Source organism: Mycolicibacterium sp. Y3, assembly GCF_051188035.1.
GTDB lineage: Bacteria > Actinomycetota > Actinomycetes > Mycobacteriales > Mycobacteriaceae > Mycobacterium > Mycobacterium fluoranthenivorans.
Genome location: NZ_JAVQLT010000001.1, coordinates 6146714 through 6169418, shown reverse-complemented (window position 1 = coordinate 6169418; position 22705 = coordinate 6146714). Strand labels below are relative to the sequence as shown.

The following is a 22705-nucleotide window of genomic DNA, read 5'->3' as shown; positions in this document are numbered from 1 at the left end:
CGGCGAGGGGTGGGCCGCCCTCAGGGCAGCGGGACCTGCCACACGACCACGATGCCGCCACTCGGGGATTCCTCGAACGACAACGTGCCGCCGCATTCCTCGGCGCGCAGGCGCAGATTCGCCAGCCCGCTCTCGGTGATCGGTCCGTTGAAACCTGTTCCATTGTCCGTGATTTCGATGGTCAGATTGTCGTCGACGCGCACCGAGACCGAGATCTCGGTGGCGCTGCCGTGCCGCACCGCATTACTGACCGCCTCGCGTGCCACGGCCTCGGCGTGGTCGGCGATCGTCGGTTCGATCACCGACAGCGGTCCGCTGTAACTCGCCGAGGTCCGGACACCGTCTGACGCGAACTGGGTCAGGGCGGCATCGATTCGCTGGCGCAGCCGAGTGCTTCCGGCGGAGGATCCACTGTGCAGATCGAAGATCGCGGTGCGGATCTCGGAGATGACATCCTGCAGGTCGTCCACGCACTGCTCGACACGCCGTTGTGCATCGGCCGGACGGATACGGGGAACGGCGCCCTGCAGCGCCAGGCCCGCGGCGAACAGCCGCTGGATGACGTGATCGTGGAGGTCGCGCGCGATGCGGTCGCGATCGGTGAGCACATCGAGTTCGTGCATCCGCCGCTGGGTGGTGGCCAGCTGCCAGGCCAGCGCAGCCTGGTCGGTGAAGGCCGCAGCCATCGACAGATCGTCCTCGCTGAACGGGGCGCCCCCGGCGCTGCGCTGGGTGATCACCACGCCCGCAACGGTTTCGGTGGTGCGAAGCGGAAGCACCATCGCCGGTCCGCCGGCACCGGCAAGATCGAGATGGCCGGTCCGCACCGGAGCCCGCCGGGCGTAGGCTTCGCCGACGATCCCCGCACCGACCGGGATCGGCGCGAAGGCCGCGATGTCCACCGGTTCGGCGCTTGCGGCCTCGACCACGACGAGCTCACGCGCGGAGTCTTCGTCGTCCTCCTCGGCGGGCACCGCGACGACCGCGATCGTCGACTCGGTGAGCCTGCGGGCCTGCTCGGCGATCACCTGGAATACGGCGGCGGGTTCGGTGCCGGACAGGAGTTCGGTGGCGATATCGCGAGTCGCCTCGATCCATGCCTGCCGTCGCTGGGACTGCTCGTACAGCCGGGCATTGTCGATGGCGATACCGGCGGCGGCGGCCAGCGCTTGCGCGAGTACCTCATCGTCCTCACTGAAGGGCTGTCCCGAGTTCTTCTCTGTGAGATAGAGGTTTCCGAACACTTCGTCCCGAATCCGGATCGGTACCCCGAGGAACGTCGACATGGGCGGATGGTGCGCAGGAAATCCCACGGACGCAGGGTGATCGCAAATGTTGTCCAACCGGATCGGCCGCGGGTCGTCGATGAGCGCACCGAGCACCCCGAGGCCCTGCGGCAGCTTTCCGATGTGCCGACTGGTGTCCGCGTCGATTCCTTCGTAGATGAACTCGACCAGTTCATGCCCGTGGCCGCGAACGCCCAGTGCGCCGTAGCGGGCGTCGATCAGTTCGATCGCGGTGTGCACGATCGTGGTGAGGGTGGCGTCGAGTTTCAGACCGGATGTCACGGCCAGCATCGCGTCGACAAGTCCGTCCAGGCGATCTCGGCCCTCGACGATCTGTTCGACACGATCCTGTACCTCGCTCAGCAGTTCGCGCAGCCGCAGCTGCGACAGCGTCTCGCGAAGGGGGCGATGGTGTCCCTCATCTGGTCCGGCCACGACAGGAGTCTATTGTCCCTGGGTGGGCCGGCGATCCAACTTTGAGACGAAGACTGCGGCCTGGGTGCGGCGGTGCATCCCGAGTTTGGCGAGCAGCCGCGACACATAGTTCTTCACGGTCTTCTCCGCCAAGAACATTCGGGCCGCGATCTGCTTGTTGGTCAGCCCTTCGCCCAGCAGGTCCAGCAGGACCCGTTCCTGATCGGTGAGCCCGGACAACGGGTCTGCCTGTTCGGCCGAGCCGCGCAGCTTGGCCATCAGTGCCGCGGCGGCGCGGTTGTCCAACAGCGAGCGGCCGGCTCCGACTTCCTTGATGGCCTGGGCGAGCTCCATCCCCTTGATGTCCTTCACCACATAGCCGCTCGCGCCGGCCAGGATCGCGTCCAGCATCGCTTCGTCGGAGGTGAACGAGGTGAGCATCAGGCACCGGAGGTCTGGCAGCTGGGACAACAGCTCTCGGCACAGTTCGATTCCGTTACCGTCCGGCAGGCGGACGTCGAGGACCGCGACGTCGGGACGCAATGCGGGGATACGTGCCAAGGCCTCGGACACCGACCCCGCTTCGCCGATCACGTCGAGTTCAGGGTCGGAGTCCAGCAGGTCGATCAGTCCGCGCCGCACCACCTCGTGGTCGTCGACAAGAAATACAGAGACCATGGGCAGACCTTTCGCGAGAGACCCTGTGGTCACCATAGTGGCGGTGTGGGTACTTCGGGGGCGAGCGAAGCGGCTGGGTTGATCAGATCTCGACACGCAGCACGTCGTGCAGCGGCCGGCGCGGCGTCGGCGGCGGCACTTCCTCCAGCGGAGGGGCAATCCCCAGTCGCACCACCACCTGCGGCGAGGCGCGATGGACCAAGGCCGCGACGATATCCCGGCTGGCGGGCACCTCGGTCAGATGGCTCAGTGTGCACGACGACATCCCGGCCATGGTGGCGTCCAGCAGCACCGCAGACAGCGCCTCGCCGGCGGCGAGGACACCCTCTCGGGTGTCGTCGGAAGCGGAGATGACCAGCAGCCGTGCCTGATCTTCGCCGACGTCGAGCCGGCGTTCCCGATTGTGCGTGATGGGGAAGGTCCGGCCGACGTCGACGCGGTCGGCCTCCTGCGCCGATACCAGCGAGGTGTGGGGGATACCGTCGTTGACCTCGTACGGCGAAGTCCACCAGGTGATCTCGTGGTGATATTCGGAATCGTAGAGCCGCAGGGCGTCGGTGAGGTGGGAGGCCTCGGCCAGGGTCTCCCGGTCGGCGGGGTCGATCACGTCGACGGCGCACCCGGAGGGGTTGGCCGTGCTGTCGACGGCGGTACGTAACGTCGGTTCGAAGGCATCCCAGTCCGGCGGTGCGGCGAACGGCAACCGGTCGGTGCGCCGGTGCAAGATGGCGTCGGCCCGACGGCGCTGAGCGACGGTGACCTCGGCCAGCCTGCTCAGGCGGATATCCGCGATGCGGTGATGGTCGTCGGGGTCGGGATAGCGATCGACGTGGCTGGCATAGCCGGCGGCCGCCATGGCCACCCGGAAATGATCCAGGGCGACACCGCAGCTGAGCAGGGCCTGCCGCCCGTCGGCATCGGAGGCGACGAGGTGGTCGGGATCGATGAACAGCGATACGGTGCCGGACTGGATTACCCACCGCCACGGCTGGCTGTTGTGATATGACGGGGCACGGCACGCGAGGTGGACCGCGTCTTCGATGACGGTGACTGGGAGCAATGTCGTCGGCATCAGTCGATCCTGCTCGAGGGCGGGGCCGGACAGCAGGGTCAGAAGTCCTCAATCGCGGGACTTTCGGCGCTTTCGAGAGGCGACCCGGCCGATTAGCGTGACCGCCATGACGAGTTCTGAGGATTCGCCCATCACGGTGCTCAGCGCGGACGAGAGCTGGGATCTGCTGTCGTCGGTGACCCTGGGCCGGTTGGCGACCAGTATCGGCGGGCAGCCCGACGTGTTCCCGGTGAACTTCGTCGTCGTGCGGCGCCAGATCATCATCCGGACCGCGGAGGGCGCCAAGCTCACCGAGATCGTGCTCAACGACCGGGTGGCATTGGAGGCCGACGACCACGGCCTGGAAAACGCCTGGAGTGTGGTGGTCAAGGGTGTGGCTGAGGTGCTCGCCACCGCGGAGGACATCGCCGCCGCCGACCGGGCCCAGGTGCTGCCGTGGACGGCAACCGTCAAACAGCGCTATGTGAGGATCACCCCGGCCGAGATCAGCGGTCGCCGTTTTGTTTTCGGGACCGAACCGGAGTGGGGTTGCGGTCTGGGGTGAGGCGCGACGCCTCCAGGTAGGCCACGATCGCGTTGGACAGGCCGCGACGGGCCTCATCGAGGTCGATATAGCTGCCGAGTTGCCGCTCGGAGGTGATGCCGCGCATCGCCCCGGGGATGAACAGCGCCACCTCCCGGACCCGGGCCGGGTCGACATCGAGATCGGCAAAAGCCTTCTGGCAGGCTTCGATCCAGGTCCGCTGCCAGGACGCCAACTCCGACGCGGTCTGTGGGAACAGCCGCTCGAGCTCGGCGCGGTCGCGGGGGAGTGCCGCGCGCAGATTCTCGATGGCGCGGGAGTCCGTCGCGGTCAGCCCGTCGTACATGACGTCGAGGATGGCCGAGACGCGCACGGCGAGCGGACCGTGCGGCGCGGCCCGGGACGGCAGTTCGCCGCGCCGTTCCGCGGTGAAGCGCAGCACCGCCGCCCACAGCCCGTCGATATCGCCGAACTGGTATTTCACCGTGCCCCAGGTGGCCCCGGCGTCCTTGGCGATCCGATTACCCGACACCGACCCCGGCTCGCCGGACGCTAATGCGTGTAGCGCTGCCTCCAACATGCTTTCGCGGGACGCTGCGCCGCGCCGGTTGGTGCGGCGTTCGGCGGCTTCGGTCATCACGCGAATGCTACGCGATGGTTGACTTTGATAGAACCCTCTGTGATTCTAGGGTCCATGGCAAAACCGCCGTTATCCATGACGCCGACGGGGTGGTTCCAGGTTGCCTGGTCGGACCAGATCGGCGTCGGCGACGTCCGTGCGATGAAGTACTTCGACACCGAAATGGTGGCCTGGCGCGCAGAATCGGGCCAGGTCACGGTGATGAACGCGTACTGCGAACACCTCGGCGCCCACCTCGGCTTCGGCGGGCATGTCGTCGGTGAGGTCATCCAGTGCCCGTTCCACGGCTGGCAATGGAACGCCGAAGGGCGCAACGTCTGCATCCCGTACGAACCACGCCCCAACCGCGGTCGCCGCATGCGCACCTACCCCGTGGCCGAACTCAACCAGTCGATCTACATCTGGCATGACACCGAGGGACGCGAGCCCTTCTTCGACGTGCCCGACGTGTTCACCGCATTCGGGGACGGCAGCACCGTCGAGGACTACTGGCCGCAACAGCGCCTGCACCGTGAAGCGCTGGAGCTGCACCCGCAGTACGTCCTCGAAAACGGTGTCGACTTCGCACATTTCAAGTACGTGCACCAAACCCCGATCGTGCCGGTGTTCACCCGGCACGATTTCGCCGAGCCCACCTCGTACGTGGACTTCACCATCACGTTCGACGGCGACGAGCAACAGTCCATAGACGATGTCCGCAGTGGCGTGGAGGCCATCAACGGCGGACTCGGCATCGCGGTGACCAAGAGTTGGGGGATGGTCGACAATCGCACCATCTCGGCCATCACACCGGTCGACGATCGCACGTCCGACGTGCGCTTCATGGCCTACATCGGGCGGGTGCCCGGCAAGGATTCACCGAGGGCGGAGGCCAAAGCCGTCGCGTTCGGCGAGGAGATCATCCGTCAGTTCGCGCAGGACATCCACATCTGGAGTCACCAGCGCTATTCGGATCCGCCCGCGCTGTCGACCTCCGAATACGAGGGTTTCACGGCGATTCGCACGTGGGCCATGCAGTTCTATCCCGACGGCCGGGGCGGAAGCGCCGTGGACCTCGCACACCAGAAGGGTTGACAGTCATATGAATACACCGATCCGGGTATTCCAGGTGGCCACCGGCAACGTTGGCTCCGAGATGATCAAGCGGTACGCTGCGCAGTCTGAACTCGAACTCGTCGGCGTGCACTGCTACTCGCCCGAGAAGGTCGGACGGGACTCCGGTGAACTCGCAGGCGCAGCGCCGAACGGGGTGATCGCCACCGGCACGATCGCCGAGATCATCGCGGCGAAGCCCGATGTGCTGACCTTTCACGGGGTGTTCCCCGATGAGGATCTGTACGTCCAGGTCCTGGAGGCGGGAATCGATATCGTCACCACCGCCGACTGGATCACCGGCTGGCACAGGGACACCAACCACCCGCACCCGTCCGGAAAGCCCGTCAGCCAAGTACTCGCCGAGGCGTGCGAGAAGGGTGGTGCCACGTTCTACGGCACCGGCATGAACCCCGGCCTGAACCAGATCCTCGGTGTGGTCTGCTCGGCCGACGTCGCCGAGATCGAGAACGTCACCACCATCGAATCCGTCGACGTGTCCTGCCATCACAGCAAGGACACCTGGATCGAGGTGGGATACGGTCTGCCCGTTGATGATCCGTCGATTCCGGACAAGTTGCGCAAGTACACCGAGGTTTTCGCCGACAGCGTACTGATGATGGCCGACTGCTTCGGACTCGAGCTCGACGAGGTCAAGTTCAGCTACGAGCTCGGCGCATGCACCAAAGACGTCGACCTGGGCTGGTACGTGCTGCCGAAGGGTTCCCTGGGTGGCAACTACATCAAGTACCAGGGCATGGTCGACGGAGTGCCGCGGGTCGAGACGCATCTCGAATGGCAGATGACCCCGCATACGGATCCGAGTTGGGATATCAAGGGCTGCTACATTACTCAGATCAAGGGCGACCCCTGCGTCTACAACAAGCACATGATCTTCCCGAAACCGGGCGTGGACCTGTCGAACCCCGACAACTTCGCCTCGATCGGCATGACGGTCACCGGTATGCCTGCGCTGCACGCCATCCGGTCCGTCATCGCCGCTCCACCGGGGCTGCTCACGAGTGCGGACCTGCCCCTGCGCGGTTTCGCCGGCCGCTTCAAATGACCTGCAGCGCAGGTCCGGTCCGGTGCCGAGGGTAGGCGCCGAGCTCATCGGTGATCACGGGCACTGGCCGTTGTTGACGCAGGTCGCCGCTGCGGTGGCTTTGTACGTGGGTGCCGCGAGCGAGGTGGCCGGCGTCGACGCGGGAATCTGAGCTGTCGCGGTCGAACCCAGCTTCATGTTGCCGGTGGCGTTGATCGTCATGGCCGGCACCACAGGCGACGAATAGGTGCCGGTGGTCGAGGAATCCCCCGACCCGCCGGCGACGATGGTGGACTGCGCTGCGCTGCCGATGACGTCGATCAACAGGCCGACGGCGACCGCCCCGCCGCCGACCACAGCACACACTCGCTTCTGGAAATCCTGCATCTCCGCTCCTTCACACGACGCCGATGACGGAAGGATCAAGAGGGTTCCAGTGCCCGGCATTCCCGGAAAATCGCTGCATCAGCGGGCTTTACGGATACTTGCAACCGACGGGCAGCGTTCGGGGTGTCTCACAGTGACATCGCGGCCCCGATCCCACTCACCGCATCCGGTGACCTACTGATTAGCCTGTCAAAGGATCCGGGGTAGAGTCACGCCGATGACGGTGTTCGACGACGGGATTGCCCTGGAAGCCCTGGGCGACGGCCTGTTACGAGGGCGGACGATTCCGCAATGGGCGAATATGGTGGGCCCGTTCGGCGGTATCACCGCGGCCACACTGCTGCGGGCCGTCGAACTCCAGAGTGACGTGCACGGGTTTCCGGTGGCGCTCACGGTGAACTATCTGGCGCCGATCGCCGACGGAGATTTCGACGTTCGGGCACGGGCCGTGCGAACCAACCGGTCCAACCAGCACTGGTACGTCGAACTGAGTCAGAACGGTGAGGTGAAGACCACGGCGACCGCGGTGTTCGCGGTGCGCCGTGAAACCTGGGCCGACACCGAGATCGCGCGCCCGGACGTGGGCGACCCGGCGTCGATCGAGGACGCGAGTGCCGGGTTCGGGGTGGCATGGACCAGGAATTACGACCTTCGATTCATCGACGGTGCATTGCCCGCTGCCGGTGCCGGTGAGTCGACGTCGTCGACAACGACGTTGTGGGTTCGCGATCGACCTGCCCGCCCGATCGATTTCGCCTCACTCACCTCGCTGTGCGACATCTTCTATCCGCGTCTCTGGCTGCGGCGCGGGCAGCTTCTGCCTGCGGGCACCATCTCGTTCACCGCGTACTTCCATGCCGGGCCGGCTGAGCTGGCCGAGCAGGGTGACGGATACCTGCTCGCCACGGCACGTGCCCAGGGGTTCTCGGGTGGGCATTTCGATCAGTCGGCGCAGATCTGGAGCCGGGCGGGCGGTCTGCTGGCGACCACGCATCAGCTGGTCTATTACAAGGCCTGAACGCGCTGGGCTGAACATGAAAAAACCTGACCGGCGAGTCGCGCGACTCGCCGGTCAGGTTTCTTGGTGATGCAGTTAGTGGGCGTGCTTGCGGTGACGGCGAACCAACGCGGTCAACCAGCGAACATCGAGCAACATGTGATCCGCCTTTCTTTGTTATGCGGTCTTGTGCAGGAGTGGGAGCAGGCGCCGGCGGGCCAGGGTGCCCTCGGCGAAGTGATGCAGTGCCTCGGGTACCGATGCGGTGATCGGGAAGGCGTCGTCGAGGAGCCGCAGAATGTCGAGCACCTGCGGGCTGGCAACCAGTGCCCATTCGACACCGGCGAGGTCGCACTCGTCATCGAGTCCGTAGAGCAGGGACACGCCGCGCGCGGACAGTCCCGTCACGCCACTGAGGTCGAGGACGAACGGCTTCTCGGTGAGCACCATCTGCCGGACCCGATGCGTGAGTCGGTCGAAGTTGGCGTCGTCGATGACTCCGGTGAGCGTCGCCACGGTCGCCAGATGGCGGCACTGTGCGCGCAGCTGGGCACCGTCACAGTCGACCGCCGGATTGCCGTACCTGAATGCGATCGTCATGTAATGCCTCCCTTCGGTGCTTCGAACTAACACCGAAGTTATCCGGCGAATTTAAGGTACCTGGGAGTACGCATTAATACTTTGCTAAGAACTGCGCCTGATGAGCCCATAAGGTTTTGCTGAGAGTTTTCTATTATGTTGAGGCGCAACACTTTTGGATTACTATAAGAGTACTCCTCAATAATCGACGACAACTTACCGTTGAGTAGCCCCGATCCGGTCTCAGCGTCGAAATTGTCCACCGGTGTAACCGACCCAGGGCGAATAGTCGGCGATCAGTGGTTCCTGTGGCGGGCGTTGGTCTTCGGGAACGTGCTGCAGATTGACGCGTACCCGGTACCAGATCGAACTCGGGCCACGCATCCCGTCGACCAGCACGTCGACCGGTGTGAGCAGGTCGGCGGCCGCGGGGTGGCGACCCCGCCACACGTCCAGTGCGGCCAGCGCCTCATCCCGGGTCTTGGTGCGGGCTACCTCGATGAGCGGCATCTGCGACACTCGCCGGCCCGTTCCACCGGACGCCTTCGCCGGCTTCTCCGGCGGCCCGAACTCCTTGGCCAGGGCGAGTAGTGGCTCCAGCCCGCCCGGTGCGTCGTCCATGCCCTCCCACGGATCGCCGATATCGGCGAACCGTGCGGGCACGGTCGCGATGGTGAAGGCCTCGGCTCGGCACCCCGGTACCTCCGCCCAGTGCAGCGGAGTGGAGACCCGGGCGTCCGGGGTGGCCCGCACCGAGTACGCCGAGGCGACGGTGCGGTCCTTGGCGTTCTGGTTGAAGTCCACGAAGACGCGCTCACCGCGTTCTTCCTTCCACCAGCGCGCGGTCGCCAGGTCGGGTACGCGCTGCTCGACCGCCCGGGCCACCGTCTCGGCGGCCAGCCGAACCTGTCTGAACGGCCAGTGCGGGTGGATGCGGGCATAGATGTGGAATCCGCGTGAACCGGAGGTCTTCGGCCAGGCGGTCAGACCGTGATCGTCGAGCACCTCGCGCGCCACCTGGGCCACGGCGAGGATCTGCTCCCATTCCACCCCGGGCATCGGGTCCAGATCGATCCGCAACTCGTCGGGATGGTCCAGGTCGGCTGCCCGCACCGGATGTGGGTTGAGGTCGACGCAACCGAGGTTGATCGCCCAGACCAGGCCCGCCGCATCGGTGAGCACGGCTTCCTTGGCCGACGTGCCGGAGGCGTACTTGAGCTCGGCGACCTCGATCCAGTCCGGCCGCTTCTCCGGGGCACGTTTCTGGAAGATCGCCTCCTGGGAGATGCCCTTGACGAAACGCTTGAGGATCATCGGCCGGTCCGCGACACCGCGCAGCGCCCCATCGGCGACGGCGAGGTAGTAGTCGATCAGCTGCCGTTTGGTGACCCCTGCGTCGGGGAAGACCACTTTGCTCGGATTGCTGATCGGTACCTGCCGGCCGCCCGCCTCGAGTGAGACCGCTTCGGCCATGGCCCCATGGTAGTTACCGACCCGGGTGCGACGTGTGTCACATATTGTGGCCGTATGCCCAGTCTTTTCGACCTGCCGGCGCAGGTGGCCGCGAAAGCCCAGCAGTACTTCGACCGCGGCTCGGCGGAGCTGCACTACGCCCGCAAGATGTTCGAGGCGGGCGCATTCAAGCTCGAGCCGCCGCAGAACTTCGTGGCGATGCTCGCCGACATCCGGCGCTGGGGAGAGTTCGGCATGATCCCGGCGCTCAACGCGCGGCGTTACCCGGACCGACCCGCCATCATCGACGACGACGGCGAGATCACCTTCGCCGAACTGGATGAAGCTGCCCACGCGGTGGCCAACGGCCTGCGCAATATGGGTGTCAGGGGCGGCGACGGTGTCGCGCTGCTGATCCGCAACCACCGCTGGTTTCTGATCAGCGTCTACGGCGCGGCCCGGGTCGGAGCCCGCATCATCCTGCTCAACAGCGAGTTCTCCGGCCCGCAGATCAAAGAGGTGTCCGAGCGTGAGGGCGCCAAGCTGGTCATTTACGACGACGAGTACACCGCGGCGGTGGCGCAGGCCGAACCCGCGCTGGGCAAGCTGCGCGCCCTGGCCACCAACCCGGACACGGACGCGCCGTCGGGCAGTACCGACGACACCCTGGCCGATCTCATCAAGCGCAGCAGCAAGCAGCCCGCGCCCAAGGCCACCAAACACTCCTCGGTCATCATCCTGACCAGTGGCACCACCGGTACCCCCAAGGGCGCCAACCGGAGCACCCCGCCGTCGCTCGCGCCGATCGGCGGCGTGCTGTCACACGTGCCCTTCAAATCCGGCGAGGTGACCTCGCTGCCGGCGCCGATGTTCCACGCACTCGGCTTCCTGCACGCCACCATCGCGATGATGTTGGGCACCACCCTGGTGCTGCGCCGCCGTTTCAAACCGGCCACCGTGCTCGCCGATATCGAGAAGCACCAGGTGACCGCGATCGTCGTCGTACCGGTGATGCTGTCCCGGATACTCGACGAGTTGGAGAAGACCCAGCCGAAGCCGAACCTGTCCAGCCTGCGGATCGTGTTCGTATCCGGCTCGCAGCTGGGTGCGGAGCTGGCCACCCGGGCGCTGAAGGACCTGGGTCCGGTGATCTACAACCTGTACGGGTCCACCGAGATCGCGTTCGCCTCCATCGCCCGGCCCAAGGACCTGTCCAAGAATCCCGCGACGGTGGGCCCCCCGGTCAAAGGCATCACGGTGAAAATCCTGGACGACAACGGGATTGAGCTTCCGCAGGGCGAGATCGGGCGCATCTTCGTGCGTAACACCTTCCCGTTCGAGGGCTATACCGGCGGCGGCGGCAAGCAGATCATCGACGGAATGCTGTCCTCGGGTGATGTCGGGTACTTCGACGAAGGCGGTCTGCTGTACGTATCGGGTCGCGACGACGAGATGATCGTGTGCGGCGGCGAGAACGTCTTCCCCGCCGAGGTCGAGGACCTCATCAGCGGGCATCCAGAGGTGGTCGAGGCCACCGCCCTGGGCGTGGAGGACAAAGAGTGGGGGCACCGGCTGCGTGCTTTCGTGGTGAAGACCGAGGGTGCGTCCGTCGACGAAGAGGCGATCAAGACGTATGTCAAGGAAAATCTCGCCCGCTACAAGGTGCCGCGAGAGGTGATCTTCCTCGATGAGCTGCCCCGTAACCCGACCGGCAAGATCCTCAAACGCGAGCTGCGTGAACTGTGATGCCCTGAACATCACCCGGTCGGCTGCGTAGTCGGGACTTAAGTCCCTAGATCGAGACGCGGACAGGTCGCAGAGTTGAGGTGCTCTGACAGTCCAGTGCCGATCACGCCGCAAGGCGGGGGAGACGAATGTGGTAGCCGAAGCACCCTCAATCCCGGACGTCCTGCCGCGCCGACCCTTTCCCGCGCGCATGGGCCCCAAGGGCAATCTGGTCTATAAGCTGATCACGACGACCGATCACAAACTGATCGGCATCATGTACTGCGTCACCTGCTTCATCTTCTTCATGATCGGCGGGCTGATGGCCCTGCTGATCCGCACCGAACTGGCGGCACCGGGCCTGCAGTTCCTCTCCAATGAGCAGTTCAACCAGCTGTTCACCATGCACGGCACGGCGATGCTGCTGTTCTACGCCACCCCGATCGTGTTCGGCTTCGCGAATCTTGTGCTGCCGCTGCAGATCGGCGCCCCCGACGTGGCGTTCCCCCGGCTGAATGCACTGTCCTACTGGCTGTTCGCGTTCGGTGCGCTGATCGCGCTCGCCGGCTTCATCACTCCCGGTGGTGCGGCGGACTTCGGGTGGACGGCCTACACCCCGCTCTCGGATGCCGTACACAGTCCGGGTGCAGGTTCGGATCTGTGGATCCTGGGTATCGCCGTCGGCGGTCTCGGCACGATCCTGGGCGCCGTCAACATGATCACCACGGTGGTCTGCATGCGTGCCCCGGGGATGACGATGTTCCGGATGCCGATCTTCACCTGGACCATCCTGGTGACCTCGGTCCTGGTGCTGGTGATCTTCCCGTTGCTGACCGCAGCGCTGTTCGGTCTTGAAGCCGACCGCCGCATCGGTGCGCACATCTACGATCCGTCCAACGGCGGGATGCTGCTCTACCAGCACCTGTTCTGGTTCTTCGGCCATCCCGAGGTGTACGTCATCGCGCTGCCCTTCTTCGGGATCATCAGCGAAGTGGTGCCGGTGTTTTCGCGTAAACCGATCTTCGGCTACACCACGCTGATCTACGCGACGTTCGGCATCGGCGCCCTGTCGGTCGCGGTGTGGGCACATCACATGTACGCCACCGGTGCGGTTCTCCTGCCCTTCTTCAGTTTCATGACGTTCCTGATCGCGGTGCCCACCGGTATCAAGTTCTTCAACTGGATCGGCACCATGTGGAAGGGACAGTTGACCTTCGAGACACCGATGCTGTTCTCGGTCGGCTTCATGGTGACCTTCCTGCTGGGTGGCCTGTCCGGCGTGCTGCTGGCCAGCCCGCCGCTGGACTTCCACGTCACCGACTCCTATTTCGTGGTGGCGCATTTCCACTACACGCTCTTCGGCACCATCGTGTTCGCCAGCTACGCGGGCATCTACTTCTGGTTCCCGAAGATGACGGGCCGGCTGCTCGACGAGCGCCTGGGCAAGCTGCACTTCTGGCTGACCTTCATCGGCTTCCACACCACCTTCCTGGTACAGCACTGGCTGGGTGACGCGGGCATGCCGCGCCGCTACGCCGACTATCTGCCCACCGACGGGTTCACCACGCTGAACGTCGTTTCGTCGATCGGTGCGTTCGTTCTCGGTGTGTCGACGCTGCCGTTCGTCTGGAACGTGTTCAAGAGCTGGCGGTTCGGCGAGCCGGTGACGGTGGACGATCCGTGGGGGCACGGCAACTCGCTGGAGTGGGCCACCTCGTGCCCGCCGCCGCGGCACAACTTCACCGAGCTGCCCCGGATCCGTTCGGAGCGACCGGCATTCGAGCTGCACTACCCGCACATGGTGGAGCGCCTGCGGGCGGAGGCCCATGTGGGTAGAGGCGAAGGCGCGCACTGAACGACCCGGGGGTCTCCACCGGGGGTAAGGGCCGTTCGGGAATAGGCGACCGGGCGCGCGGGTAGAACTATGTCATGAATATCGACCTCTCCGGAAAGACCGCACTCGTCACCGGCTCCACCCAAGGCATCGGCTTGGCCATCGCCGAGGGTTTGGCCCGCAGCGGGGCGCGGGTGGCGGTCAACGGCCGCACCTCAGCCCGCGTCGACGAAGCCGCGGAAAGGGTGCGCGGTCTCGGCGGTACCGCTTTCGGGGTGGCCGCCGATGTCAGCACGGAAGAGGGCACGGCACAACTGCTCGCGGAACTGCCCGAGGTCGACATCCTGGTCAACAATCTCGGCATCTTCGGCGCGGTGCCGGCTCGTGAGATCACCGATGCGCAGTGGCGCACCTACTTCGAGGTGAATGTGCTTGCCGCGGTGCGGCTCATCCGCGCCTACCTGCCGGGCATGGCGGACCGAGGCTGGGGCCGGGCGATCCAGATCGCCAGTGACTCGGCCATCGTCATCCCGGAGGAGATGATCCACTACGGCGTCTCCAAGACCGCGTTGCTGGCGGTGTCCCGGGGCTTCGCCAAGGATGCCGCGGGTACCGGAGTGACCGTCAACTCGGTGATCGCCGGACCGACGCACACCGCCGGGGTCGAGGATTTCGTCTACGAGTTGGTGGACAAGTCGCTGCCGTGGGAGGACGCGCAGCGCGAGTTCATGGTGAAGTACCGGCCGCAGTCCCTGTTGCAGCGGCTCATCGAGCCGGCCGAGATCGCCAACATGGTGACCTATTTGGCATCGCCGCTGGCCTCGGCCACCACCGGAGGGGCGCTGCGGGTCGACGGCGGGTACGTCGACTCAATCCTGCCTTAGCGGGGGACTCCATCCTGCCCTAGCGGGGGACTCGATCTTGCCCTAGGGGTTGTTGACGTAATAGGACAGGCACACCGGATCGTGGCGGCACGCGATGATCGCCCCGGCATCGGGTGCCGATCCGCGGATCTTGGGTGGACGGGTCCCGAGATTGCAGTTGATGACATACGGGTTGAGCGGGACCACGCCGTTGACACACGGCTGCGCCACCGTTGCGGGCCGCTCATCGCCGCCGGTGAGGCCGTGCCCCTCGATGGTCAGCGTCGGGACGAACAGCGCCAATCCCGCCACCGCAGCGCAGAGCATGCGGCCGGTGCGATCTCGTGAACTGCTCACATCAATGGGCAACCGAATTCGACGGCCGGCTGATTCCTGCTGGGCCCGAGAGGTCCGGGATCGTGGGATGGCATGCTCTCCCACGATCCCGGACGCAGTGCTTTACGGGTCGCGGGGCAGGCCCAGCAGGCGTTCGGCGATGATGTTCAGCTGTACCTCGGTGGTGCCGCCGTAGATGGTGGTCGCCCGGCTGAACAGCAGATAGTCGGCCCATTTCCCGGTGATCTGTTCCTTGTCACCGACCGCGCCGTCGGTGCCGAACGACGACACCCCGAACTCGGCGTAACCCTGCCCGGTCTTCATCGACAGCAGTTTGGAGATGGCCGCGGCGGGCATCGGATCGCCACCGGCCAGGGTGAGCAGCGTCGAGCGCAGGTTGAGCACCTTGGCGGCGTAGCCCTCGGCGATGAGCTTGCCCGCGTGATTCTGCTCGATCTGATCGAACTGTCCTTCGGCCAGGAACGCCACGAACTGATCCAGGCTGGCCAGGAACGGCGGTTCGCCGCTGCCGATGGACACCCGCTCGTTGGTCAGGGTGTTGCGGCTGACCTCCCACCCGCGGTCGACCTCACCGAGCACCATCGAGTCCGGGACGAACACATCGTCGATGAACACCGTGTTGAACAAGGCGTCGCCGGTCAGCTCGCGCAGCGGTTTCACCTCCACCCCAGGTGATTTCATGTCCAACAGGAAGTACGTGATGCCGTTGTGCTTCGGGGCACTCGGGTCGGTGCGGGCCAGTAGCGCACCCCACTGGGAGAACTGCGCACCGGTGGTCCAGATCTTCTGCCCGGTGATCCGCCAGCCGCCGTCGACCTTGGTGGCCTTGGTGGTCAGGCTGGCCAGGTCCGAGCCGGCGCCCGGCTCGGAAAACAGCTGGCACCAGATCATCTCGCCGCGGAAGGTGGGGGACAGGAACTGCTGCTGCTGTTCGTCGGTGCCGTAGGCCACGATCGACGGGATGATCCAGGCCGCGATGCCCATGTTGGGGCGGGCGACCTTCCCGGTGCTGAACTCCTGGGCGGTGATGATCTGTTCGACGGGGCCGGCGTTGCGTCCCCACGGTTTGGGCAGATGCGGCTGCACCCAGCCGCCCTCGGCGATTGCGGCGTTACGCTCTTCGCGCGGAATGGCTTTCAACGCTGCGACCTCGGCGCGAATCTCCTCGCGGAGCTTCTCGGTGTCCGGGTCGAGATCGATGTTGAGGTTGCGCAGCCCGGAGCTGGTGGCGGTGTCGACGACAAGCTGCGGGTAGTCGGCAGCCCGGCCGAAGCTGGCCGCGAGAATCAGCGAGCGACGGTAGTAGATGTTGGTGTCGTGCTCCCAGGTGAAGCCGATACCGCCGTGCACCTGGATGCACTCCTGGGCGCAGTGCTGAGAGGCGACCGGAGCGAGCGTGCCCGCGACGGCGGCGGCGAACTCCCACCTGGAATCGGGATCGCCGTTGCGGAGTTCGTCCAGCGCACGCGACGCGTCCCACACGGCGGCGGTGGCACGCTCGGTCTCGGCGATCATGCCCGAGCACTTGTGCTTGATGGCCTGGAACTGGCCGATGGGGCGGCCGAACTGCTCACGGATCTTGGCGTACTCGGTCGCGGTGTCGGTGGCCCAGCGGGCGACGCCGACGCACTCGGCAGACAGCAGTGTGGCGATGAGCGCGCGGGCATGGGCACGGGTGAGGTTGGACAGCACCTTGTCGAGGCCCACCTCGACGGCATTGGCCCGGACGTGCGCCACCGGGCGCAACGGGTCGATGCTGGCCACCGGCTCGAGCTCCAGGGTGTCGGCATCCAGGACGACCCATTGCACGCTGCTGGCTTCACCGAGGCCGGACACCGGGAGCACCAGCAACGACGCCTGCCCGGCCGCGGGGACCGCACGGACCTCACCGCGGATGACGAGCTTGTCGTCGGTGGAAGTGGCCGTCAGTCCCGAGTCGATGGCGTAGGCGGCGATGGTGTCGCCGGCGGCCAGGCCCTGCAGCAGCGGGGACTTCGGGTCGTTCGCGGAGATCAGTGCGCTGGCGATGGCCGAAGGCACAAACGGGCCCGGCACCGCGCCGTAGCCGAACTCGGCCAGGGTGATCGCCAGCTCGAGGATGCCGAACCCTTGGCCGCCAACCTCTTCGGCGAGGTGCACGCCCTGCAGGCCCTGTTCGGCCGCGGCCTTCCAGTAGCTCGGCGGGTTGGAGATCGGGGTCTCCAGCGCCTCGTGCAGGACGTCGGCGGGGGCCATCTTGGCCACCAGGGACCGGACCGAGTCGGCCAGGTCGTTGTGCTCAGGATTGATCGCGATAGGCATATGCGCCCTTCCCTATTAACCGGTCGGTCGGGAACGAGGGTACCCCGACGTGACGGGCGCCACTTCAGGGGGCTATCTCACTTCGTTAACCAAGTGGGCCAGGGGTTCGCCGTCGCGCAGGCGGCGGCAGTTCTCGACGGCCATTTCCAGATATCTGCGCATGGTGTCGACCGTGTACCAGGTGACGTGTGGGGTCACCACGACGTTGTCGAGGGTGAGCAGGGCAGCGCCCGCGGGCACCGGTTCCTCGGCGAACACGTCGAGCCCGGCTGCGGCCAGGTGACCGGATCGCAGCGCCTCGACCAGGGCCGCCTCGTCGACGATCGGCCCGCGTGACGTGTTGACCAGGACGGCACCCGGTTTCATCGCCGCCAGCTCGTCGGGGCCGATCAGATGACGGGTGTGTTCGTTGAGCGGCAGATGCAGCGAGACGATATCGGCGGTCGCCAGCAGGTCGGGCAGGGCGCGCCAGCCGGGCGTCCCGTCGTCGCGGGTGCTGGTGTGCTCCACCTGGCCGCCCATGGCCAGCACGATGCGCTCGACCTGTTTGGCGATGTTGCCGTAACCGACCAGCCCCACCGTGCAGCCGCCGATATCGCGGACGGTCTCTCCGAGACTGGGATCCGACGGCCAGCCGCGGCCCTCTCGGGTGGCCCGGTCCAGCGCCGGTAGCCGGCGTAATGCGGCCAGCATGAGGAGCAGGGTGCCCTCGGCAACCGACGGCGCGTTGGCCCCTGGCATATTCGCCACCGCGATACCGCGTCGGGTGGCGGTGTCGACGTCGATGGTGTTCACGCCGGCGCCCAGCTTGTGTATCAGCCTGGCGTGCGTAGCCCGTTCCAGGTCGGAGCCCGACAGCGGCCGCAGCACGTGCCAGATCACCTCGGCGTCGGGCAGTTCGCGGTGGAAGGTCTCGTCGTCATCCTCGGCGCACCACCGGATATCGAGCCAATCAGATTCCGGTGCAACGAAATCCAGAACCTTCGCGCCTGGGGTGAAGTGGGCGAGGACCTTGACTACTTCCACCGCTTCGCGATCCATTTGGCGATGGTATCGGCCTGTTCGCTGCGGGCACCCGGGGTGGTGAAGTAGTGGTCGGTGTCGATCGAGCACAGTGCCTTGTCCGTCGAGGCCAGTGCGGCATGGATACGCTGGGCGTCGGACGGGAAAACGCCGGTGTCCTGTTCGGCGTTGATGACCAGGGCCGGGCAGTCGATCAGCGCCAGGTGCGGTTCGGCGCGGGTCTGCGCGTGCCGCAGGCTCCACATGCCGAGCCAGTTGCGCAGCGTGCACGCCGCGGCGATCCCGCGTGCGGATCGGTTGGCGTGCATCGGGGTTCCCGCGTAGCACAGGTTGGCCTGGCGCTTGGTCGGCTCCAGTGTCGGGTCGACCATCCGGGGATCGGCCCAGGTGCGCATCACGGTGAACGGGCGGTCGGAGTGTCCGGCCGCGCGGATACGTTCGAGTTCGGCTTCGGCCCAGTCGGTGATGGCTTCGTTGCGGGCGGTCTGCGCCGCACGGTATCGCGCGACGAACTCCTCGGTATAAGGCGGGCCGTTCTTCGCCTCGAACAGATCGAGCGCGGGATCGGTGGCCACCGGGTCGTCCTCGTCGACCACCGCGGCATCCATCCACGCGGTCAGCACGTCCGGGCGGCCGGGGTGTGCGGCGCTGGCGACGTAGCCGTCGGCGGGGGGTAGGTCGGACAGGCCCGCGGCGGGGCGCATCCCGTCGAGCACCGGCCGGACATGGTGGTGTAGCGCTTGTGCCTGATAGGCCGACATCAGTGATCCTCCACCGGAATTGCCCAGCAGGATCACCGTTTCGATACCTTGCACCTCGCGCAGCCAGCGCACGCCGACCCCGATGTCGACTAGGGCGTGGTCGAGCAGGAAGCTGCTCTCGAAACCCCGGAACCGGGTGTTCCAGCCCAGGAAGCCGATACCCCGGGTGGCCATGTAGTCGGCCAGATAGTGCTCGGAGAAGTCGATCTGATAGTGCGTGGCGATCATCGCGATCTTGGGTTTGCGCCCGATGCCGCGATGGTAGAGGCCCTGACAGGGATGACCGCCGGCGCCGGCGCGGATGGCGGTAGGTGAGTCCAGTCCGACGAATTCGCGCGTGACGCCGGCGGCAGCGCTCTTGCTCATGGTGCGACGTTCTCCTTGTGGTAGATCGTCCGGTAGAAGATGTTGGCCAGCGTGGTGATGCAGGCGGCGTCGTCCGCGGTGGCCGCGCCGTCACCCGAGAGTTGGGTGTAGCAGAACTGGTTGAGCATCGACACGAGGGCCACCGCCACCAGTTTCGGGTCGTCACCTGCGCAGAAACCCTGGCGCTGAGCGTCTTCGACCATGGCGGTGATCAGGGCGATGGGCAGCGCGCAGATATCCGCCCAGTACTGCGCGAAGTCGTCGTTGATCATGGCCAGCTGCGAGACACTGATGATCTCGGCGAGCCGGTGCCGATAGGTGTTCCAGTGCGCGGCGGCCGCGGCATGTGCGCGTTCGGCGTTGCTCAGACCGGGCTCGGAGGCCGCGCGCGCCCGGTGCCGGGCCTCGTCGCGGAACCGCAGGGCCCAGTCCCGGACCATCGCCTCCTTGGAGTCGTAATAGTTGTAGAACGACGCCGTGGAGCGGCCCGCTTCGGCGGCGATATCGGCGACCGTGGTGGCCAAGATCCCTTTGCGCGCCACCACATTCCGTGCGGCCGCATCCATCGCCGCCTCGGTCTGGCGGCCACGGACCGTCGGAAGCTGCACGCGCGCGGTCACGATGTTCCCCCTCGTCCGAGTCGTGCATTGATCGAATCTGAATCTGATGTTAGGTTCAGATTCAGATCTGCGCCAGAGGGGACGTCATCATGATCAGGCCGGACAATCCCAACACCGAGTTCGCGCTCGGCGGCATCAACCACGTCGCGCTGGTGTGCTCGGATATGCAGCGCACCGTCGACTTCTACTCCGGTGTGCTCGGCATGCCGTTGATCAAGGCGATCGATCTGCCGGGCGGTATGGGGCAGCACTTCTTCTTCGATGCCGGCAACGGCGACTGCGTGGCGTTCTTCTGGTTCACCGATGCGCCGGACGGCGTTCCGGGCATCTCGGCGCCGATCGCACTGCCGGGTCTCGGCGAGATCACCAGCGCCGTGTCCACCATGAACCACCTGGCCTTCCATGTGCCGCCGGAGAAGTTCGACGAGTACCGCGAGAAGCTGAAGGCGAAGGGTATCCGCGTGGGTCCCGTGCTCAATCACGACGAGAGTGAATGGCAGGCCTCGCCCAAGGTGCATCCCGGTGTCTACGTGCGGTCCTTCTACTTTCAGGATCCCGACGGCATCACACTCGAATTCGCCTGCTGGATAAAGGAGTTCAATCCGGACGAGGAAAAGGTGGCACCCCGGACGGCGGACGACCGCCGTCCGCGCGCCGCGGTCTGACAAAGCGAAGCCCCTCCCACCCTCGTGTGCCGCGAGGGGGAAGGGGCTTCGGGCTTTTCGGTTACCGGTTCTGCAGCGCGGCGATCTTGGCGGGGCCGTGGTGTCCGTGCCAGCCGGGCTGCATCGTCGGGGCCGGGTGGGCGTGGGTGTCGGGGCTGTAGGAGTAGCCCGGGCCGGTCGGGGCGGTGCTGGTGGCCGCGGCGGCGGTGCCGGCCAGGCCGAGGGCTCCGGCGCCGATGAGGGCGGCGGTGCAGATTCCGAGGGCTGCGGCCTTCAGGTTCTTGATCATGTTCGTAATCCTTTGTGTGAGTGGCTTTCTGCGTTGAGATAAGAATGCCGGGAATCACACGTCAGATCTGTCGGGTGACCGGTGGATACACCGGGTGAAGCTGGTGTCCCCCGATCGGGGGAGTCGGCGGCACGCTCAGTACAACCGGGGGTCGACGAAACCGTCGAGCAAGGTGGTCAGCTGGTCGATGAGTTCCTCCTGGCCGAACGCGATCGACCCGGTGAGCCACGCGTTGATGGCCTGACTGACCCCGCCGACCACGAAATGCGCCACGGCATTGATCCGGGGCGTCTCGTCGCGCTGCAGTGCCGTTTGCAGGTGTTGACCGGCCAGAGCCGCGAACACCCCGCCCAGTTCCGTCCGTTTGCGCATCAGCACGGCGTTGGACAGTCGGGGATCGAACAACAGCCGGCCCACCCGGGTGTCCTCGCTGACGGTGCGCACCAGGTTGGTGATGCCGGCCCGGTTCTGCTCGGCGAACGGGACCGAGGCCACGGCGGCCTGGGTGGTGGCGGCGATCACGGCGACCACCGAGTCGAACACCGCCGCGACGAACTCGTCCTTATCGGCGAACGCCTCATAGAAGTGGCGGGTGGCCACGCCAGACTGGCGGCAGATGGCGCGGACCGTGAGCTCCTCGGTGCCGCCACCGAGCAGTTCCAACCCGGCGTCGATGAATCTGCGGCGCCGGTCGGCCATCCGCTGCGGAGCCTCGACGCCGCGATACGGCCTGACCTGCGTCACCCTGACATCTTGACACCTGTCCAATCGGAAAGGCAAGATCAGGAAACATTCGTTCTCACTTTTGTGACAGGGGTATCAATGACGATCGCCGAACGTCCCATCAACGAGACCGCACCGACTTCGACGCGTACATCGAAGTGGGGTGCCGGCTTCGACGACGGGTTGATGGGGGTGGCCCTGCTCGCCGGTCCCGCCAACGTGATCATGCAGCTGGCGCGGCCCGGAGTGGGCTACGGCGTGATGGAGAGCCGGGTCGAGAGCGGCCGGATCGACCGGCATCCGATCAAGCGCGCACGTACCACCTTCACCTATCTCGCCGTCGCGGGACGCGGCACCGACGAGCAGAAGGCGGCGTTCCGGCGCGCGGTGAACCGGGCGCACGCCCAGGTGTATTCGACCGATGAGAGCCCGGTGCAGTACAACGCCTTCGACAAGAACTTGCAGCTCTGGGTGGCGGCCTGCCTGTACAAGGGCGCGGTGGACGTACACCGGCTGTTCGTCGGGGAGATGGACGAGCAGATGGCCGCACAGCACTACCGCGAGGGCAGCACGCTCGGAACGACCCTGCAGGTGTCCCCGGAGATGTGGCCGGCTGACCGCGCCGCGTTCGACAAGTACTGGGAGGAATCGCTCGAGCAGGTGCACATCGACGACGCGGTGCGCGAGTACCTCTATCCGATCGCGGTATCCCGTGTGCGCGGGGTGCGACTGCCGGGTCCGTTGCAGCGGCACGCGGAGTACTGGGCCGGGCTCATCACCACCGGCTTCCTGCCACAGCGCTTCCGGGACGAGATGCGTCTGCCCTGGGATCTGCAACGGCAGCGCCGGTTCGACCGGTTGATGAAGGTGATCCGGACGGTCAACAATGCGGCGCCCGGTTTCGTCCGGCAGTTCCCGTTCAACGTCCTGCTGAAGGATCTGGACTGGCGCATCCGTACCGGCCGCCCGCTGGTCTGAGGAACATCGCCGCGCACGTATTTGCTGTACTACGC

The 22705-nt window shown here is 66.0% G+C and carries 23 protein-coding genes; 9 read left to right on the top strand and 14 right to left on the bottom strand.

The genetic code is table 11. From position 1 onward, the window contains the following. Positions 1–20: 20 nt before the first annotated feature. The 3 genes from QN239_RS30130 to QN239_RS30120 form a co-directional block, all read right to left on the bottom strand. The gene (locus QN239_RS30130) at positions 21–1721 is read right to left on the bottom strand and encodes a GAF domain-containing sensor histidine kinase (RefSeq protein ID WP_499016081.1); all 1701 of its coding nucleotides are present in this window, start codon (positions 1719–1721) and stop codon (positions 21–23) included. Positions 1722–1730: 9 nt separating this feature from the next. Then, the gene (dosR, locus tag QN239_RS30125; protein WP_090358425.1) at positions 1731–2378 is read right to left on the bottom strand and encodes a hypoxia response regulator transcription factor DosR/DevR; all 648 of its coding nucleotides are present in this window, start codon (positions 2376–2378) and stop codon (positions 1731–1733) included. Positions 2379–2460: 82 nt separating this feature from the next. Continuing rightward, positions 2461–3450, bottom strand: a complete 990-nt coding sequence (locus QN239_RS30120; protein WP_499016078.1) for an Acg family FMN-binding oxidoreductase — start codon at positions 3448–3450, stop codon at positions 2461–2463. Between the two features lie 106 nt (positions 3451–3556). Between QN239_RS30120 and QN239_RS30115 the strand changes: the two genes are divergently transcribed. Then, the gene (locus tag QN239_RS30115) at positions 3557–3994 is read left to right on the top strand and encodes a pyridoxamine 5'-phosphate oxidase family protein (protein WP_499016076.1); all 438 of its coding nucleotides are present in this window, start codon (positions 3557–3559) and stop codon (positions 3992–3994) included. Here the strand turns inward: QN239_RS30115 and QN239_RS30110 are convergent. Further along, the gene (locus QN239_RS30110) at positions 3936–4610 is read right to left on the bottom strand and encodes a TetR/AcrR family transcriptional regulator (protein ID WP_090358431.1); all 675 of its coding nucleotides are present in this window, start codon (positions 4608–4610) and stop codon (positions 3936–3938) included. The genes QN239_RS30115 and QN239_RS30110 overlap by 59 nt on opposite strands. Before the next feature lie 57 nt (positions 4611–4667). Here QN239_RS30110 and QN239_RS30105 point away from each other — a divergent pair, with 57 nt between their 5' ends. Continuing rightward, positions 4668–5687, top strand: coding sequence for an aromatic ring-hydroxylating dioxygenase subunit alpha (locus tag QN239_RS30105; protein ID WP_499016072.1), 1020 nt, complete (start codon positions 4668–4670; stop codon positions 5685–5687). 7 nt (positions 5688–5694) lie between these two features. Then, positions 5695–6771: an NAD(P)H-dependent amine dehydrogenase family protein gene (locus QN239_RS30100; RefSeq protein WP_499016070.1), complete on the top strand. Its 1077-nt coding sequence runs from the start codon at positions 5695–5697 to the stop codon at positions 6769–6771. Positions 6772–6825: 54 nt separating this feature from the next. On the opposite strand, the gene QN239_RS30095 is transcribed toward QN239_RS30100, so the two are convergent. After that, entirely contained in the window at positions 6826–7137 is a 312-nt protein-coding gene (locus QN239_RS30095; RefSeq protein ID WP_499016069.1) for a hypothetical protein, read from the bottom strand. A gap of 217 nt (positions 7138–7354) precedes the next feature. On the opposite strand from QN239_RS30095, the gene QN239_RS30090 reads away from it, so the two are divergent. Further along, entirely contained in the window at positions 7355–8155 is an 801-nt protein-coding gene (locus QN239_RS30090; RefSeq protein WP_499016067.1) for an acyl-CoA thioesterase, read from the top strand. Between the two features lie 156 nt (positions 8156–8311). On the opposite strand, the gene QN239_RS30085 is transcribed toward QN239_RS30090, so the two are convergent. Together QN239_RS30085 and ligD are read right to left on the bottom strand one after the other, a co-directional pair. After that, complete coding sequence (locus QN239_RS30085) at positions 8312–8734, bottom strand: STAS domain-containing protein (protein WP_090358440.1); 423 nt, start codon at positions 8732–8734, stop codon at positions 8312–8314. Positions 8735–8956: 222 nt separating this feature from the next. Further along, the gene (gene ligD / locus QN239_RS30080) at positions 8957–10186 is read right to left on the bottom strand and encodes a non-homologous end-joining DNA ligase (RefSeq protein WP_499016064.1); all 1230 of its coding nucleotides are present in this window, start codon (positions 10184–10186) and stop codon (positions 8957–8959) included. A gap of 54 nt (positions 10187–10240) precedes the next feature. Between ligD and fadD2 the strand changes: the two genes are divergently transcribed. The 3 genes from fadD2 to QN239_RS30065 all read left to right on the top strand — a co-directional run bounded on the left by fadD2 (position 10241) and on the right by QN239_RS30065 (position 14608). After that, a complete protein-coding gene (gene fadD2, locus QN239_RS30075) occupies positions 10241–11911 on the top strand; it encodes a long-chain-fatty-acid--CoA ligase FadD2 (RefSeq protein ID WP_499016062.1) in 1671 nt (556 codons plus the stop codon). 130 nt (positions 11912–12041) lie between these two features. Further along, positions 12042–13745, top strand: a complete 1704-nt coding sequence (gene ctaD, locus QN239_RS30070) for an aa3-type cytochrome oxidase subunit I (RefSeq protein WP_499016060.1) — start codon at positions 12042–12044, stop codon at positions 13743–13745. Positions 13746–13819: 74 nt separating this feature from the next. After that, a complete protein-coding gene (locus QN239_RS30065) occupies positions 13820–14608 on the top strand; it encodes an SDR family NAD(P)-dependent oxidoreductase (RefSeq protein ID WP_499016056.1) in 789 nt (262 codons plus the stop codon). Between the two features lie 42 nt (positions 14609–14650). Here the strand turns inward: QN239_RS30065 and QN239_RS30060 are convergent, their stop codons facing one another. From QN239_RS30060 to QN239_RS30040, 5 genes are all read right to left on the bottom strand, one after another. Next, positions 14651–14944 (bottom strand): hypothetical protein, encoded by a 294-nt coding sequence (locus tag QN239_RS30060; RefSeq protein ID WP_499016054.1) that lies wholly within the window; start codon positions 14942–14944, stop codon positions 14651–14653. Positions 14945–15046: 102 nt separating this feature from the next. Continuing rightward, positions 15047–17245, bottom strand: coding sequence for an acyl-CoA dehydrogenase family protein (locus QN239_RS30055; protein WP_499016051.1), 2199 nt, complete (start codon positions 17243–17245; stop codon positions 15047–15049). A gap of 72 nt (positions 17246–17317) precedes the next feature. Beyond that, entirely contained in the window at positions 17318–18286 is a 969-nt protein-coding gene (locus tag QN239_RS30050; RefSeq protein WP_499016049.1) for a 2-hydroxyacid dehydrogenase, read from the bottom strand. Continuing rightward, the gene (locus QN239_RS30045) at positions 18262–19395 is read right to left on the bottom strand and encodes an alpha/beta hydrolase family protein (RefSeq protein WP_499016046.1); all 1134 of its coding nucleotides are present in this window, start codon (positions 19393–19395) and stop codon (positions 18262–18264) included. Before QN239_RS30045 ends, QN239_RS30050 begins: the two co-directional genes overlap by 25 nt. Continuing rightward, a complete protein-coding gene (locus QN239_RS30040) occupies positions 19392–19961 on the bottom strand; it encodes a TetR/AcrR family transcriptional regulator (RefSeq protein ID WP_499017020.1) in 570 nt (189 codons plus the stop codon). Before QN239_RS30040 ends, QN239_RS30045 begins: the two co-directional genes overlap by 4 nt. A 143-nt stretch (positions 19962–20104) precedes the next feature. On the opposite strand from QN239_RS30040, the gene QN239_RS30035 reads away from it, so the two are divergent. Further along, a complete protein-coding gene (locus QN239_RS30035; RefSeq protein ID WP_499016043.1) occupies positions 20105–20680 on the top strand; it encodes a VOC family protein in 576 nt (191 codons plus the stop codon). Between the two features lie 61 nt (positions 20681–20741). Here QN239_RS30035 and QN239_RS30030 read toward each other — a convergent pair whose 3' ends face one another. Both QN239_RS30030 and QN239_RS30025 read right to left on the bottom strand, forming a co-directional pair. After that, complete coding sequence (locus tag QN239_RS30030; RefSeq protein WP_499016041.1) at positions 20742–20969, bottom strand: hypothetical protein; 228 nt, start codon at positions 20967–20969, stop codon at positions 20742–20744. A 135-nt stretch (positions 20970–21104) separates the two neighbouring features. Beyond that, positions 21105–21668, bottom strand: a complete 564-nt coding sequence (locus QN239_RS30025) for a TetR/AcrR family transcriptional regulator (RefSeq protein WP_499017019.1) — start codon at positions 21666–21668, stop codon at positions 21105–21107. A gap of 123 nt (positions 21669–21791) precedes the next feature. Between QN239_RS30025 and QN239_RS30020 the strand changes: the two genes are divergently transcribed. Beyond that, positions 21792–22670 carry an oxygenase MpaB family protein gene (locus QN239_RS30020; protein ID WP_499016039.1) on the top strand — a complete coding sequence of 293 codons (879 nt, stop codon included), beginning with the start codon at positions 21792–21794 and terminating at the stop codon, positions 22668–22670. Positions 22671–22705: the final 35 nt, after the last annotated feature.